The following is a 15,055-nucleotide window of genomic DNA, read 5'->3' on the forward strand; positions in this document are numbered from 1 at the left end:
CGCGGGCCGAAAGGCCGGGAGCCCCACCCCGCCAAGGCCGGTCGAAGAATCCTGGACATAATTCTTTACGGACTTTCCCGGCATTTTTTGGCTCCCCATACTTAGCGCCGCCTTATTCGTTTTCCGTTTACCCGGGAAGCCGATTCGGCCGGTCCGGCGAGCCTATGGTTCAGACGTTCCCACTCCACTCGCAGAGACGCGCACTCATGGACTCCTCCACGACGCTCATCGCGATCACCATCGCGGTGGCCCTGCTCTTCGACTTCACCAACGGGTTCCACGACACGGCGAACGCCGTGGCCACCGCCATCGCCACCGGCGCGCTGCGCCCCAAGGTCGCCGTGGCCATGTCCGCGGTGTGCAATCTCGCGGGTGCGTTCGTCTCGGTGGCGGTCGCCAAGACGATCTCCGGAGGCATCATCGACGAGCGCGCCGGAATACGTCCGCCGGTCATCCTCGCGGCCCTGGCGGGGGCCGTCCTGTGGAATCTGGCGACGTGGCTGCTCGGAATTCCCAGTAGCTCCTCGCACGCCCTCGTGGGCGGACTGATCGGCGCCACGGTCGCCTCCGTGGGGCTCCAGGGGGTCAACGGGATGGCCGTGGTCGGCAAGATCCTCGTCCCCGCCGTCCTGTCTCCGCTGATCGGCGGAGTGGTGGCGTACGCGGCGACGCGGGCGGCGGGCCGGCTGAGCGGCCCGGAACGCGGCGCGGGGCGAGATGGGCGAGCGGGGCGCGGGACGGAGCGGGCAGGGGGCAGCAGGGCCCGCGCCGGGCAGGTGCTCGCCGCCGCCCTCGTGTCCCTGGCGCACGGCACCGGCGACGGACAGAAGACCATGGGCGTGATCACGCTGACGCTGGTCACCGCGGGCTCCCTGCCCGCCGGGTCCGCGCCCCCGCTGTGGGTCATCGTGACCGCGGGGCTCACGATGGCCCTGGGCACCTACACGGGCGGCCGGCGCATCATCCGCACGCTCGGCACGGGTCTGACCCGGCTCGGCCCGCGGCAGGGCTGCGTGGCCCAGACGAGCGCGGCGGCCGTGCTGCTGACCACCTCCCACCTGGGCTTCGCGGTGTCGACCACGCACGCCGTCACCGGCAGCGTCGCCGGGGCCGGGCTCGCCACCCCCGGCGGGGACCTGAGCCGGACGACCGTGCGGGCCATGCTCGTCTCCTGGGTCCTCACGCTCCCCGCGGCGGGGCTCGTCGCCGCCCTGGCCGTCCTGCTCACGGAGCAGGGCGCCTGGGGCCAGGACGCCACGGCCGCCCTGCTGTTGTGCGCGACCCTCGCCTTCTGGGCCCGGTCCCGCCGTACGGCCGTCACCGCGCGGAGCGTCGCCCCGGCGGCGGCCACCGCCGCGGACACCGCAGCCGCCACCTCCGCCGCCGGTTCCACGGCCGCCGCGACCGCGACCGCCTGAGCCCCGGTACGCATCTCGTCACGTAAGGTCACAAAAGTGGAGGCATCGGGCAGAACGGCGACAGCAGAGGGCCTGCGGTCCCGGATGACCGCCGGCTTCGGCGACGCAAGCATGGTCGTGCGCGCGGCGATCTCGGCGGGACTCGCCTGGTGGATCGCCTCCGTGCTGCTGCACTCCGACGCGGCCTCGCTCGCCCCCGCCGGCGCCGTCCTCGCCACGCAGACCACGCCCTTCGCCACCGCGCGCAAGAGCCTGCAGCGGGCGGCCGGCATCCTCTTCGGCTTCCTGCTCGGTGTGGCGGCCACCGCATCGATCGGCACGAACACGGTGAGCGTCGCCCTCGTGGTGCTGGTCGGCATGTTCGCGGGACGCGCGATGAAGCTCGGATCGCAGATGCACCAGATCGCGCTCACCGCCGTGCTCGTGATGGGCGCCGCCACCACCTTCGGGTACGGATCCGCCCGGCTGGAGGACAACGTCGTCGGCGTGCTCGTCGGCACGTGCGTCGGCCTCGCGCTGCCCGCTCCCGGCTTCACCCGCCGTGCGGGTGAGGAACTGGCCCGCCTGAACCGGCAGATGGCCGCCCTGCTGACCGAGATCGCCCGCGGCCTGGCCGAGGACGAGTGGGCCGCGCGCACCGGGGACTGGGTCCGGCGGGCCCGCTCCCTGTCCAAGGAGCTCGACGCGGTGCGCCGGGCCGTCCGCGAGGCCGAGGACGCGATCCGCTGGAGTCCGCGCGGCCGGTTCGCGCGGCCCCGCCTGGACCGGCTCGCCGAAGCCACCCAGTGCCTCGACCACGTCGGTCACCAGGTCCGGGGGATCACCCGCGGCCTGTACAACCTGACCTTCCGCGAAGGCCGCCCGCCCGCCCTGCACTGGGCGCAGCAGGAGGAACCCCTGGCGCCCCGGCGGGCCGACGCCCCGGCCGGGCTGGACGGGGTGCTGGCCGCGCTCGCCGCGATGCTGGGCGACCTGGCCGACGTACACGTGCGGGAGGACGCGCCTTCGCCCGAGGTCCGGGCCCGCCTGGCGGGGCTGCTCGGCGAGGCCGAGACCGGCTTCCTGCGGACCGCGCTGGCGCAGTCCCCCGCCTACGCGGACTGGCGGGTCCTGTGCACCGCCGGGATCCTGGAGGACGCCCGGAAGATGCTCCACGAACTGGACCCCTCGATCGGCCCCCACAAGGCCGCTTTCGGTTAGGGCCCGTGCGGAAGCCGCCCTCAGGCCGCCTTCCCCCGCAGGTGGCGCCAGACGGCCTTGGCCGCGTTGTGGCCCGACATGCCGTGCACTCCGGGGCCGGGCGGGGTGGCCGAGGAGCACAGGAACACGGCCGGGTGGGCCGTGTTGTACGGGGACAGGGTGAGCTTGGGACGCAGCAGGAGCTGGAGCCCGGAGGCCGCTCCGCAGGCGATGTCGCCGCCGACGTAGTTCGGGTTGCGGGCGGCGAGCTGCGGCGGGCCCGCCGTGGCGCGGGCGAGCACCAGGTCGCGGAACCCGGGTGCGAAGCGCTCCAGTTGGCGCTCGACGGCTTCGGTGAGGTCGCCGTCCCAGCCCGCCGGGACGTGCCCGTACACCCAGAAGGTGTGCTTGCCCTCGGGCGCCCGGCCGGGGTCGACCAGGCTGGGCTGTGCGGCGATGAGGAACGGGGTGCGCGGGACCCGCCCGCCGGAGGCCAGTTGCAGGGCCGCGTCGATGTCGCGGGTGCGCGGACCGATCTGTACGGTGCCGGCCCGGCGCGCCTCCTCGGCGGTCCAGGGGACGGGGCCGTCCAGGGCGTAGTCCAGCTTGAACACGGAGGCGCCGTAGCGGTAGCCGTCGTAGACCCGGCCCAGGCGTGCGATGCGGGCCAGTGCGGTCGGGGAGGTGTCGAAGACGTAGGCCCGGGCCGGCGGCAGGTCGTCGAGCCGCTTGACCTCGAACCCGGTGTGCACGGTCCCGCCGAGGTCGCGCAGGTACCCGGCGAGGGCGTCGGAGATCGACTGCGAGCCGCCGCGCGGCATCGGCCAGCCGTTCGCGTGCGCCGCGAGGGCGAAGACCAGGCCGACGGCGCTGGTCCCGATCCCGCCGAGCGGGGCGATGACGTGCGCGACGAGCCCCGCGAACAGGGCGCGGGCACGGTCGTCGCGGAAGCGGCTCAGCAGCCAGGTGGAGGGCGGCAGCCCGGCCAGCCCGAAGCGGGCGAGGGTGAGCGGGTCACGGGGCAGCGCGGTGTCCGGCAGCGACATGAAGTCCCGGGCCAGGGTGTCCCACTTGCCGAGGAACGGATCCACCAGACGCCGGTACGTGCCCGCGTCTCGGGGCCCGAAGGACGCGGCCGTCTCCGCGACGGAGCGGGAGAGCACGGCCGCCGTGCCGTCGTCGAAGGGGTGCGCCATGGGCAGCGGGGCGTGCAGCCACTCCAGCCCGTACTGCTTGAGGGGCATCGTGGCGAAGACCGGCGACCCGGCGCCGAGCGGGTGCACCGCCGAGCAGGGGTCGTGCCGGAAGCCGGGGAGGGTGAGCTCCTCGGTCCGGGCCCCGCCGCCGACGGTGTCCGCGGCTTCGAAGACGGCCACGGAGAAGCCGCGCCGGGCCAGTTCAACGGCGGCCGTCAGCCCGTTGGGCCCGGCCCCCACCACGACCGCATCGAGGATCGACGGCACTTGCGACTCCTTCGTCCGGCGGCGCCACCGCCCCCAGGGTATTGCGCCTGTCCAGAGGCGGCTCCGAGATCCGCGCCGACTCCGTTCGCTCTGGGCTCAGCCGCGCAGCAGTTCCCGGATCCGTACGGCCGTGGCCTCGTCCCGGCCGACCGCGAACGGCAGCGCGTTGTCCCGGTCCACCCGGAAGGGGACCCCGTCAACGGTGCTCTGGGAGCCGCCCGCCTCGGCGACCAGCAGCAGCCCGGCCGCGTGGTCCCAGGCCGAGGGCCAGTTGAAGGCCAGGCCGTCCATCTCTCCCCGGGCCACCTTCAGGTACTCCAGGCCCGCCGAACCGCAGGCTCGGGAGGCCACCCCGGGCACGTCGAGGCGCGCCAGGACGCGCCGCTCGGCCTCGGTGGTGTACAGCGGGTGGGCGGTCGCGACCCGCAGTTCGGCGCCGGGATCCGGCGAACCGCTCAGGATCCGCTCGCCGTTGACGTACGCGCCCTGTCCGCGCACGGCGGTGGACATCTCCTCCAGCGCCGGGGCGAAGGTCCAGGAGGCGAGGAGCTCCCCGCGGTGCGCGAGGGCGACCAGGGTGCAGAACTCCGGCTCGCCGTGCACGAACTGCCGGGTCCCGTCGACGGGGTCCACGATCCACACCGGGGCGTCGGCGCGCAGCGCGCCGTAGACCCCGGGATCGGCGTGCACCGCTTCCTCGCCGACCACGGCCGAGCCGGGCAGCAGCCGGGTCAGGGCCTGCGTGAGGTACTCCTCCGCCTTGCGGTCGGCGTCGGTCACCAGGTCGTGCGGGCCGCTCTTCTCGTCCACCTCGTGGTCCGCGAGCCGACGGAACCTCGGCATGATCTCGATCGCCGCCGCTTTGCGAACGGCTTCGTCGACGTCGGACAGCTTCCGGGCGAGGAATTCATCGATCATGCCTCCAGCAAAGCACGCCCGGCTGACAAACCCCACCGCCGGACCCGGCGGACGGCCGGACCCAGGGTGGACCGCGGATGAACGCGCCGCCGGACGGGCGGCGGGGACCGGGGTGGGTGGGGAGCGGAGCAGATGAGGACCGGGCGGTGAGGACCGGAACCCGGTCCGCCTCCTGGTGGGCTCCGGCCGCCCGTGCTACACCGGCCGGGCCCGGCCCTCTCCCTCCCCCACACCACCGCCTGGGAGCCCTTCATGCGCCGCCCCGCCCGCTCCTCCCGACCCTCTCGCCTCTTCCTCCCCCTCCGCCGCGCCGCGGCCCTGCTCGCGGCCGCCGCCACCGCCGCGGCCGCGCTCGTGGTCGCCGCGCCCGCCGCCCCCGTGGGCGCCGCGTCCGTCCTGCCCTCGCTGCCCGCGCCGAACGCGGCCGGGCTGACCCTGCGGACCTGGTCGGTGGCCGCGGGACAGAGCGAACGCATGGGCGACGCCTCCGTGACCTCCGCCGCCGTCTTCGCCGCGCACGGCGGCACCCCCTCGATCGATCCGGTCCAGGTGCCCGTGCGGGTACGCGTCCTGCTGCCGGAGGACTACCAGCGGGACCCGGCGCACCCCTACCCCGTGCTGTACCTGCTGCACGGCGGCACCGGCGACGTGGAGCAGTGGTCGAAGACCGACGAGGGCAACGTCACGGCGAACCTGAAGGACTCCGCCTTCAAGGGCATCGTCGTGATGCCGGAGGGCGGCAAGGCCGGCTGGTACAGCGACTGGCCCGGGCACACGGACGGCTTCTTCGCCCCGCAGTGGGAGACCTTCCACGTCCAGCAGCTGGTCCCGTGGATCGACGCCAACTTCAACACCGTGCGAGCGGCCTCCGGGCGCGCGGTCGCGGGTGTCTCGATGGGCGGTTACGGGGCCCTGCGCTACGCCGGCCGCCACCCGGAGCTGTTCTCCGCCGTCGGCGCCTTCTCGCCCGGCACGGACATCTACGACCCGGGCGCGCAGACCATCATCACCAACTCCACCTGGCAGGTGGGGGCTTCGATCCTGTGGACGGGCCTGTTCGACGGGAAGTTCCGGGTGACCGGCGACACCCCGTACCGGATGGCCACGGTCTTCGGCCCGCCGAGCACCTGGCCGGGGCAGAACCCGGTCAACCTGGCGCTCGACGGCAAGTACGCCTCGTACGGCGGGAAGATGGCCCTGTACGCGGGCGGCACGGGCGGTACGGGCGAGAAGGAGATCGGCGCGATGACCGCGGCGCTCCACCAGGACCTGAAGGACCGCGCGGTCGCCCACCGCTACTGCCGGGGCGCGGGCGACCACGCGTGGCCCTACTGGGGCCCGGAGCTCAAGGACTTCGTGGCCTACGCCTACGGCCCGGCCACGGGGTCCGCGGCCCCCTGCCCCAACGGCTGGGGGCCGGAGACGCCGTAGCCGCGCCCCGGGATCAGTGCTCGAACGCGCCGTCCTGGAGGAACTGCGGGCCCTGCTCGCCCCAGACGTACTGCGCGCCCTGCTCCCCGGACGGACCGGACCGGCCCTGCGGCGCGACGCTGCTGTGGTTGTCCGCGAAGGCCGGGCCGGCGCCCAGCGCGGCGAGGGCGAAGGCGGCGGTGGCGGCCATGGCGGCGGCTCTGATGTTCATGAGGGTCCCCCCGGGTCCGGCCGGCCCCTGGTCGGGCCGGCTCGGGACCAGGCTGTCAGGACCGGTCGGAGTCGTGCAACGACATCGGGGCGATCCGCTCAGCGCACCCCGGCGCCGAGGTCCTCCAGGAGAGACAGTCCCGCCGCGCGGTGCTCGGCGGCCGCGGCCGGATCCGTGTCGTCCAGCAGGACCGCGATCCCCTCGTGGGCCAGTGCCTCCTCGTGCCGGTACCCGAGCCCGGGGGCCAGCTCCAGCGTCTGCCGGTGCAGGATCAGGGCCTCCTCGGGCAGTCCCGCGAGCCGGCAGGTCTCGGCGTAGGCGCCGAGGAAACGGACCTTCCAGTGGTCCTCGAAGAGCTCGTCCAGCAGGGCGAACGCCTCCCGGTGGCTGGCCAGGGCCTCCTCGTACCGGCCCATCCGGCGCAGCCCGACGCCCAGGCAGTTGAGGGCCCACGCCTCGTTGTTCACGTGCCCGTCCTCGCGGGCCAGGGCCAGCGCCCGGTGCAGGTGCTGCGACGCCTCCTCGGGCGACTCCGCGGCGATGGCCACGCCGAGGGTGATGCGGGCCGTCAGGGTGGGCGGCCAGGCGGGGTCCGGGTGGGACACCTCCAGCACCTCCCGGGCCCGTCGCGCCGCCTCCTCGCGGTCGCCCAGCTGGAGCAGCGCCCAGGCCTCCGCGGCGGCCGCGTGGGCCGCGCCCGCCGGGAGGCCGGCTTCCCCGTACAGCTTCCCGGCCAGCCGGAACAGTGCGAGCGGCTCCTCGGCGCTCCCCCGGTCCCAGCTCAGATAGCCGCGGCGCAGGGCCAGTTCGGCTTCCGTGTGGGTGTCCCCCGCCTGTACCCCCCGTACTCCGGCGGCCTCGTACGCCGCTGCGGCCTCGACCATCCGGCCCGCGTTGTAGCGTGCGAAGCCCAGGTCGCTGTAGGCCTCGGCCAGGCGCAGCGGGTCTCCGAGGCGTTCGGCGGCGTCCAGCGAGCGCTCGAAGAGGTGGTTGAGGTGGGTCGTGCCGCAGCGCCGTGCGAAGTAGGCCCGCAGGAAGCGCGGCAGCTCGCACACGTGCGTGTCCGCCCCGACGGCGACCGCCGTCTCGAAGGCGGCGATCATCGTCTCGTATTCCGAGGTGAGCCAGGCGCAGGCCGCGTGCTTGTCGGCGAACCTCGGCAGCTCGGCCGGGGGCCGGCCGGCGGAGGGCAGCCGTCCCGGCGAGAGGACCGGCATCGCGGCGTCGGCCGCCGCCGCCGCGTGCACGAAGTAGTCGAGGAAGCGGCCCAGCGCCCGCTCCCGCTCGGCCGGGGAGTCCTGCTGCGCACAGGCGCCGCGCGCGTGCTGGTGCACCAGGTCGTGCAGCCGGTAGCGGCCCGCCGTCGGCTGCTGGACCAGATGCGCGTCGACCATGTCCTCCAGCATCTCCCGGGCGCCGCGCACCGGTACGTCCGCCAGGGCCGCGGCCGCGTAGGCGTCGAACGAGCCGCCGGGCAGCAGGCCCAGCATCCGGAACAACCGGGCCTGGGACCGGTCCAGTTGCCGTACGGACATGGCGAAGGCGGTGTCGAACTCGCTCGTGCCCTCCGTCAGCCGCTCCACGAGGATGCCCACCGTCCAGCCGGGCCGGTGGCGCAGCCGGGCCGCGGCCAGCCGCAGGGCCAGCGGCAGGTGGCCGCAGAGCCGCAGCACTTCGGCGGCGGACTCCGGTTCGCGGGCGAGGCGGCCTTCGGGGCCGCCCGGGTCTCCGCTGGCCCGGGCGAGCAGCTCCGCGCTCTCCCGCGGGCTGAGCACGTCGAGCGAGACCGGCGGCACCTCGTCCAGGCCGACCAGCCGGTTGCGGCTGGTGATCAGGACGACGGAGTCGCCGGCACCGGGCAGCAGCGGGCGGACCTGCTCCGCGTCGGCCGCGTTGTCGACGACCACGAGGGCGCGCCGGCCCGCCAGCTCCGCGCGCCAGCAGGCCGCCAGCGGTTCGAGGCCCTCCTGCGGGACCCTCTCGGACGGCACGTCGAGCGCCCCGAGCAGCATCCGCAGCGCCGACTCGGGATCGAGGGGGTCCCGGCCCTCGGTGAATCCGTGCAGGTCCACGTAGAGCTGGGCGTCCGGGTAGTCGGCGGCGAGCCGGTGTGCGGCGTGCACCGTCAGGCAGGTCTTGCCCACGCCCGCCATGCCGTCGACGGCGACACCCCGGTGGCTGTCCACCGCGGCGAACACGGCGGCGAGCTGGCTCTCGCGTCCGGTGAAGTCGGGGACGTCGCGCGGCAGACCGTTGCGGGGCCGCGGCTGGACCTGGCGGCTGGTCTTCGGGGGTGCCGGCAGCGGGTTGGCGCAAGCGAGCTCCCAGAGGGGGCGCAGCGGTCGGGGATCGCGTTTGACCAGGCGGCAGAGGGCGACCACCGCGGGCCAGGGCGGCGCGGTCTGGCCGCTGAGGTAGCGCGAGAGCGAGGAGGAGCTCAGTCCCGCATCCTTCGCGAGGGCCCGTACACCGAGGCCGGAAAGCTCCTGGAGCAGCCGCAGCCGTGCGGCCAGCTCGCCCTGCGGGTCGGCTCCGGCCGTCCGCCGTTCCATGTCCACGGTTCCCCCCGTATCCCTGTCCCGCCGCGCCCGGATTATCTTGGCCCTCGGATCCGCTGGTCAAGGATGTTCCGCCTGTCCCAGGGTGTCCCACCGCCCTCGTCGCGACGGGCCGCTGCGGCTGTCATGGAGTCACACCCCGAGGGGGGCACCGGAAACCCGGAACGACCCCGGAGGACCGGAAGACCAGCAGAGGAGCACACCGAGATGCAGTCCCGCATGCAGAACCCCGCCGTCGTCCTGTCCGGTGCGATGCAGCCCATCCAGGAGATCTTCAAGGCCGTCCACTCCGGTGGAGTGGACGGGCAGACGCTGGAGCTGGTCCACCTGCGGGTGAGCCAGATCAACGGGTGCAGCTCCTGTGTCGACAGCGGCGCCAAGGCGGCCCGCAAGGCCGGGGTGAGCGAGGAGCGGCTGGCCACGGTCTCCGTCTGGCGCGAGACCCCGTACTTCACCGAGGAGGAGCGGGCGGCCCTGCTGCTGGCCGAGGCCGCGACCCGGCTGGCCGACCGTCCCGACGCGGTGAGCGACGAGGTCTGGGACACGGCCGCCACCTACTTCGACGAGAAGCAGCTCGCCGCGCTCGTCCTGATGATCGGCGTCACGAACCTGTTCAACCGGCTCAACGCCACGACCCGCCAGATCGCCGGCTCGTGGTGACGACGGGAGCGGACCGCCCCGCCTCCTAGCCCGACCGTCCAGCCCCTCGACCCGACTCCTGTGAGGAAAACCGCCATGACGAACACCGACCGACCCGCGAAGAGCACGTTCGAAGGGTTCACCGACGAGGAACGCGCCGCGATGAAGGACCACGCCAAGGAGCTGAAGGCGTCCGCGCGCCGCGGGTCCCGCGCCGACAAGGCGGCGGAGGAGGAGGCCGCCGTGGTCGCGAAGATCGCCGAGATGCAGGACTCCGACCGGGTCATGGCGGAGCGGATCCACGCGATCGTCAAGGCGAGCGCGCCCGGCCTCGCGCCGAAGCTCTGGTACGGGATGCCGGCGTACGCCCGGGACGGCAAGGTGGTCTGCTTCTTCCAGAGCGCGGAGAAGTTCAAGGCCCGCTTCGCGACGCTCGGCTTCAGCGACCAGGCCCACCTCGACGAGGGCACCATGTGGCCGACCTCCTACGCCCTGACGCAGCTGACGGCCGCGAACGAGGAGATGATCGCCACCCTGGTGAAGAACGCGGCACACTGAGAGGCACACTGAGAGGAAGCCTGCCGACGGCCGGCGCCGGACCTAGGAGAACACCGATCGTGCTCACGCCCCACGTCCTCACGATCGGTGCGGAGCTCCCGCCCGCCGCGCAGGCACCGTCCGACGCGTCGACAGCCGTGTGGCTGGTCGACACCGACGACCGGGAGGGCGCGGCCGCCCGGCTGGCTCCGGAGACCCTGGACCCGGCCGAGCAACAGCGCGCGGCCTCCTTCAAGCGCAAGGAGGACCGGCGCCGCTACGTCACCTCCCACGTGGCGCTGCGGGTGCTGCTCGGCGCCTGGCTCGACCTCGCCCCGGGCCGGGTACGGATCGGCCGCGCCCCGTGCCCCGGGTGCGACGGTCCCCACGGACGTCCGATGTCCGCGGACGGACCCGTCCACTTCTCCCTGTCGCACAGCGACCGGCTCGCCCTGCTCGCGGTGGGCCCGTTGCCGGTGGGCGCCGACGTGGAGACGCTGCCCGCGGCATCGGCCGTGGCCGAACTGGCCGGGCAGCTGCACCCGCGGGAGACCGCGGAGCTAAAGGCCCTGGCCCCGGAGGAGCGGCCCGCGGCCTTCGGCCGCGTCTGGGTCCGCAAGGAGGCGTACCTCAAGGGCCTGGGCATAGGTCTGGCCCGGGGCCTCGCCCTCGACTACGTGGGCGCCGGCGACACCCCGGCGAACGGCCTGCCCGACTGGTCCCTGACGGACGTGGCCGTCCCCGCGGGCTTCACGGCCGCCGTGGCGGTGGGTACCGGAGACTAGGCGGTCTCTTTCGGATCTTGCCGGTCAGGCCCGCGTCGCGAGCAGGATGTTGCCCTCCCACAGGTCGAAGTGGACCAGTGAGGGGGTCGTCACCCGGTCGAGGAGCCGGCCCCGGGCGCGGACGAGGGCGAGGACCTCGTCGGGGTCGACGGGCAGCGGGGCGCGGAAGCGGCGGGCGTCCGCGCAGACGTGGGCCAGCATGCCCTCGAAGGCCGTCCGCCGACTCGCGGCGGCGCCGGCCGGCGGATGCGCGTACGGATAGCCGAACGAGGAACCCCGCACCCGGTGGAGTCCGCGGACGGGGCGCCCTAGGGCCTGTCGTCAATCCCGTCGTCGCCCGAAGGGCGGCCGCGCGGCGTCTGGTGCGTGCTCTCGGTTCGCCCTCCAGGTGGTGGGTCATCAGGAGGTAGTCGCCGTCGATCGGGCCGTCGCCGGCGATCGCGCTGCGGTCGAAGCCGGTCGCCACGACTCCGGGCACCGGAAGTCCGGGTACCGCCGAGGCTCGCCGGTAGAACTCCGCTTCCGTGCGCATCAGCGCGCGCTCGTAGGTCATGAGGGGCGTGCCCGCGGGTGGCGCGACCTTGAGCACGGCCGACTCCCGTCCCGCGCCCCGGTCCAGGGTGAGCAGGTGGACGGAGTTGAAGGTGCCGCCCGCCAGCTCCCGGCTGCCGAGCACCCGGGTGTCCGGCCCCCGGGCGTGCGCGATCGCGCGGGCGATCTGCTCGTCGGTCGGTGTCCGCTTCATCGCGCGTGCCCTCCGGTCGGCGAGCGGTCCTCGAGGCGCCCGATCCGGTGCGGGAGAGCGCTCTCCCTCTGCGGGAACCTAATGCGCGTTCTCGGCCGCGGTCAAGGAAGCCGGGCGATCAACTCACCTCCGGGAGAGGCGAGTTTCCCCGGCGGGCCCCAAGGCTCGCCGTACCGGTGCCACGGGGCGGGGCCGGCCGCCGGGGTCGACCGGGTCTCGATTTCCGGATGTTGTGCCAAGGCGTTCCCTCGCGGGGGTGGCCTCCGCTAGCTTCTGACCTCAACTCCCCCACCCCCCTCCCACACCCCATTCCCAGCTCCGGGCGGATCGTTATGAGTCGTTCCATCGCGTTGCGCGATGTCAGCAAGAGATACGGGCGGGGCTCCCTCGCCGTCGAGCGCGTCTCCCTCACCGTCGAGCCGGGCGAGTTCCTGGTTCTGCTGGGGCCTTCGGGCTGCGGCAAGTCCACCGTCCTGCGGATGATCGCGGGGCTGGAGGAGATCACCGAGGGCGCGCTGTACCTCGACGGCGAGTACGCCAATCACGTGCCGCCGAGCGAGCGGGACATCGCGATGGTGTTCCAGAGCTTCGCGCTGTACCCGAACATGACGGGCCGCGCCAACATCGGATTCCCGCTGAAGCTGCGCGACCCCCGCGGGGATCACGAGCCCCAGGTGGAGGCCACGGCCCGGATGCTGGGCATCGAAGACCTCCTCGACCGCTTCCCCGGACAGCTCTCCGGCGGCGAGCGCCAGCGGGTGGCGATGGGCCGGGCCATCTCCCGGCAGCCGTCGGTGTTCCTGATGGACGAGCCGCTCTCCAGTCTGGACTCGAAGCTCCGCACCCACCTGCGGGCCGAGATCGCCCGGCTGACCGCCGAACTCGGTGTCACCACGGTCTACGTGACGCACGACCAGTCCGAGGCCATGTCCCTCGGGCACCGCGTGGCGGTCATGCGGGGAGGCGTCCTCCAGCAGGTCAGCTCACCACGGGACACCTACGCCCTGCCGGCGAACGTGTTCGTCGCGGCGTTCATCGGAACACCCCGCATCAGCCTGCTCCAGGCCGTCGTCCACGCGCCGCTGGGCGCGGGCATGTGGATCGACCTGGGACGCCACCGGCTCGCCCTTCCCCAACCCCTCAGCCCCGACCACCAGTTGCTCCGGATCCAGCAGGGGCGCCCGGTCATCGTCGGCCTGCGGTCGGAGGCGGTCCGGATCGCACCGCCGAGCCAGGCACGGCCGGGCGAGGTGGCGATGACGGGCATCGTCGAGCACGTCGAGTACCAGGGGCACGAGGCGCTGGTCCACGTGGACACGGGCTCGCGCCCCGCGGTGGTGGCGGATCTGGAGTCGGCGCGGCAACCGGCCGCCCGTCCCGGGCGCAGCCTCAGGCGGCAGCAGAGCGGGTTGGGACGGCTCAAGGCCCGGGCCGTGGAACGGCTGTCCGGGTCGGTGGCGGTCCTGGACGCGCCGCCGGAATCCCCCCAGGGGCCCGACGCGGGCGTCGCATCGGAACGGCTGGGGGCGGTGCGCAGCGACCTCGTCGTGCGCACGGGACCGCACGTCCGGGTGCGGGTGGGGGCGCAGATCCCGCTCCTGGTCGATCTCGCGCAGCTGTACGTCTTCGACCATGCCGGGCAACGGGTGTCTCCGGCCGGGGACGGGCTCGCACCTCTGGAGCGGTAGCGCCCGGGCCTGCGGGGCACCGCCCGGGGCCGGATGGGCAGGGCCCGGATGAGCAGGGCCCGGATGCAGGCCGGCCCACCGCGCGGGCTGCGGGGTGGGCCGGGCGGTCAGTGCGCCGCCCGCTCCTGCAGCGTGGTCCGCCAGGCCGGCAGCGGCTCCTCGCGTTCGGGTTCCGTGCGGTGTCCGCCGCGGGCGAAGAAATCGGCGAGGGGCAGGATTCCCGCGCCGACGGTGACGGCGTCGGGGCCGAAGGTGCCCAGGTCGATGCGGACGTTGGCGGCCGGGTACGACAGGGCGTAGGAGGTGGCGTAGGACCGTACGGAGTCCAGGAAGCGGGTGCCGAGCTGCAGGCCGGCCCAGCCGCCGACGAGGATGCGTTCGGGCTGGAAGAGGTTGATCAGGTCGGAGAATCCCGCGCCGAGGTATTCGGCGGTCTCTTCCAGGACGGCCAGGGCGGTCGCGTCGGCCCGGGGGGCGGCGCCGTCGGGGCCCGGCTCGGGGTAGGCGGCGGCGAGCATCGCGGTCAGGGCGGTCTCCTCGTCGGCGTCGGCCGGGGGGCGTCCGCCGGCCTCGGCCCAGCGTTCCAGGAGGGCCTCGGCCCCCGCGTACGCCTCCAGGCAGCCCTGGGCTCCGCAGCGGCAGCGGCGCCCGCGGACGCGCACGGTCAGGTGGCCCCACTCGATGGCGCGGCCGGTCCGGGTGTCGTCGCTGACCACGCACGCGCCGACGCCGGAGCCGAAGAGCACGACGACGGCGCCCCGCGCCCCGCGCCCCGCACCGAACCACATCTCCGCCTGGCCGAGGGTCTTGGCCCCGTTGTCGATGTAGTACGGGACGGTTTCGGGCAGCAGGTGGGAGTCGCGCAGCATCCGCTCCAGGGGGACCGCGTCCCAGCCGATGGTCTGACCGTGGACGACGGCGCCGTCCGCGGTCCGCGCGACGATGCCGGGAACGCCGATGCCGACGCCCAGGAGCCGCTCGGGTGCGATGCCGGCCCTGCGCAGGACCTCGGTGATGCCCTCGCGGAGGTGTTGCACGACGACGGTGACCTCGTAGCGGTCGATGCGGCGGGGCCCCGCCGCCTCCAAGGGGCGTTCCACGCGGGCGAGCTCGGTCAGGGTCAGGTCGAAGAGCTCGATGCGGATGCGCGTCTCGCCGACGTCCACGCCGATCATGTAACCGCTGGTCGGGCTGACGCGGAGCAGGGTCCTGGGGCGCCCGCCGGCCGACTCCACGCTCCCGGCTTCCTCCACCAGGCCGTCGGTGACGAGCTCCGCGACCACGTTGCTGATCGACCCGGAGCTCAGCCCCGTGGCGGGGCCCAGCGAGAAGCGGCTCAGGGGGCCGTCGAAATACAACCGTTGCAAAACAGCGGTCCGGTTCTCGCGCCGCAGGTCACGCACTGTTCTGCCGCTACGTACTCGCACTCTGTCCCCTGTCATCGATGCCCGTACCTGCAAGATACCTGCGTGAACGCTCTTGA

General features: G+C 73.9%; 13 protein-coding genes. 7 read left to right on the top strand and 6 right to left on the bottom strand.

Going from position 1 to position 15,055, the window contains the following annotated elements:
* The first annotated feature begins 206 nt into the window (after nt 1-206).
* A complete protein-coding gene (locus tag ACE1OC_RS08560; RefSeq protein ID WP_407836498.1) occupies nt 207-1,418 on the top strand; it encodes an inorganic phosphate transporter in 1,212 nt (403 codons plus the stop codon).
* 84 nt (nt 1,419-1,502) lie between these two features.
* Nucleotides 1,503-2,618 (top strand): FUSC family protein, encoded by a 1,116-nt coding sequence (locus ACE1OC_RS08565; RefSeq protein WP_407836499.1) that lies wholly within the window; start codon nt 1,503-1,505, stop codon nt 2,616-2,618.
* Between the two features lie 20 nt (nt 2,619-2,638).
* On the opposite strand, the gene ACE1OC_RS08570 is transcribed toward ACE1OC_RS08565, so the two are convergent.
* Nucleotides 2,639-4,060, bottom strand: coding sequence for a phytoene desaturase family protein (locus ACE1OC_RS08570; protein WP_407836500.1), 1,422 nt, complete (start codon nt 4,058-4,060; stop codon nt 2,639-2,641).
* Between the two features lie 96 nt (nt 4,061-4,156).
* On the bottom strand, nt 4,157-4,978 hold the full coding sequence (locus ACE1OC_RS08575) for an inositol monophosphatase family protein (RefSeq protein ID WP_407836501.1): 822 nt from the start codon (nt 4,976-4,978) through the stop codon (nt 4,157-4,159).
* Between the two features lie 252 nt (nt 4,979-5,230).
* Here ACE1OC_RS08575 and ACE1OC_RS08580 point away from each other — a divergent pair, with 252 nt between their 5' ends.
* The gene (locus ACE1OC_RS08580; RefSeq protein WP_407836502.1) at nt 5,231-6,409 is read left to right on the top strand and encodes an alpha/beta hydrolase; all 1,179 of its coding nucleotides are present in this window, start codon (nt 5,231-5,233) and stop codon (nt 6,407-6,409) included.
* 13 nt (nt 6,410-6,422) lie between these two features.
* Here ACE1OC_RS08580 and ACE1OC_RS08585 read toward each other — a convergent pair whose 3' ends face one another.
* Both ACE1OC_RS08585 and ACE1OC_RS08590 read right to left on the bottom strand, forming a co-directional pair.
* The gene (locus ACE1OC_RS08585; protein WP_407836503.1) at nt 6,423-6,620 is read right to left on the bottom strand and encodes a hypothetical protein; all 198 of its coding nucleotides are present in this window, start codon (nt 6,618-6,620) and stop codon (nt 6,423-6,425) included.
* Nucleotides 6,621-6,718: 98 nt separating this feature from the next.
* Entirely contained in the window at nt 6,719-9,172 is a 2,454-nt protein-coding gene (locus ACE1OC_RS08590; protein WP_407836504.1) for a tetratricopeptide repeat protein, read from the bottom strand.
* Between the two features lie 213 nt (nt 9,173-9,385).
* On the opposite strand from ACE1OC_RS08590, the gene ACE1OC_RS08595 reads away from it, so the two are divergent.
* The 3 genes from ACE1OC_RS08595 to ACE1OC_RS08605 all read left to right on the top strand — a co-directional run bounded on the left by ACE1OC_RS08595 (nt 9,386) and on the right by ACE1OC_RS08605 (nt 11,139).
* Nucleotides 9,386-9,838, top strand: coding sequence for a carboxymuconolactone decarboxylase family protein (locus ACE1OC_RS08595; RefSeq protein ID WP_250740452.1), 453 nt, complete (start codon nt 9,386-9,388; stop codon nt 9,836-9,838).
* A gap of 75 nt (nt 9,839-9,913) precedes the next feature.
* A complete protein-coding gene (locus ACE1OC_RS08600; RefSeq protein WP_407836505.1) occupies nt 9,914-10,375 on the top strand; it encodes an iron chaperone in 462 nt (153 codons plus the stop codon).
* Nucleotides 10,376-10,434: 59 nt separating this feature from the next.
* Entirely contained in the window at nt 10,435-11,139 is a 705-nt protein-coding gene (locus ACE1OC_RS08605) for a 4'-phosphopantetheinyl transferase family protein (protein ID WP_407836506.1), read from the top strand.
* Nucleotides 11,140-11,163: 24 nt separating this feature from the next.
* On the opposite strand, the gene ACE1OC_RS08610 is transcribed toward ACE1OC_RS08605, so the two are convergent.
* Complete coding sequence (locus ACE1OC_RS08610; protein WP_407836507.1) at nt 11,164-11,421, bottom strand: hypothetical protein; 258 nt, start codon at nt 11,419-11,421, stop codon at nt 11,164-11,166.
* A 795-nt stretch (nt 11,422-12,216) separates the two neighbouring features.
* On the opposite strand from ACE1OC_RS08610, the gene ACE1OC_RS08615 reads away from it, so the two are divergent.
* Nucleotides 12,217-13,572 carry an ABC transporter ATP-binding protein gene (locus ACE1OC_RS08615; protein ID WP_407836508.1) on the top strand — a complete coding sequence of 452 codons (1,356 nt, stop codon included), beginning with the start codon at nt 12,217-12,219 and terminating at the stop codon, nt 13,570-13,572.
* 107 nt (nt 13,573-13,679) lie between these two features.
* On the opposite strand, the gene ACE1OC_RS08620 is transcribed toward ACE1OC_RS08615, so the two are convergent.
* On the bottom strand, nt 13,680-14,999 hold the full coding sequence (locus tag ACE1OC_RS08620; RefSeq protein ID WP_407836509.1) for an ROK family protein: 1,320 nt from the start codon (nt 14,997-14,999) through the stop codon (nt 13,680-13,682).
* Between the last annotated feature and the right edge of the window lie 56 nt (nt 15,000-15,055).

It is taken from the genome of Streptomyces stoeckheimensis, from assembly GCF_045822005.1.
Lineage (GTDB): Bacteria > Actinomycetota > Actinomycetes > Streptomycetales > Streptomycetaceae > Streptomyces > Streptomyces stoeckheimensis.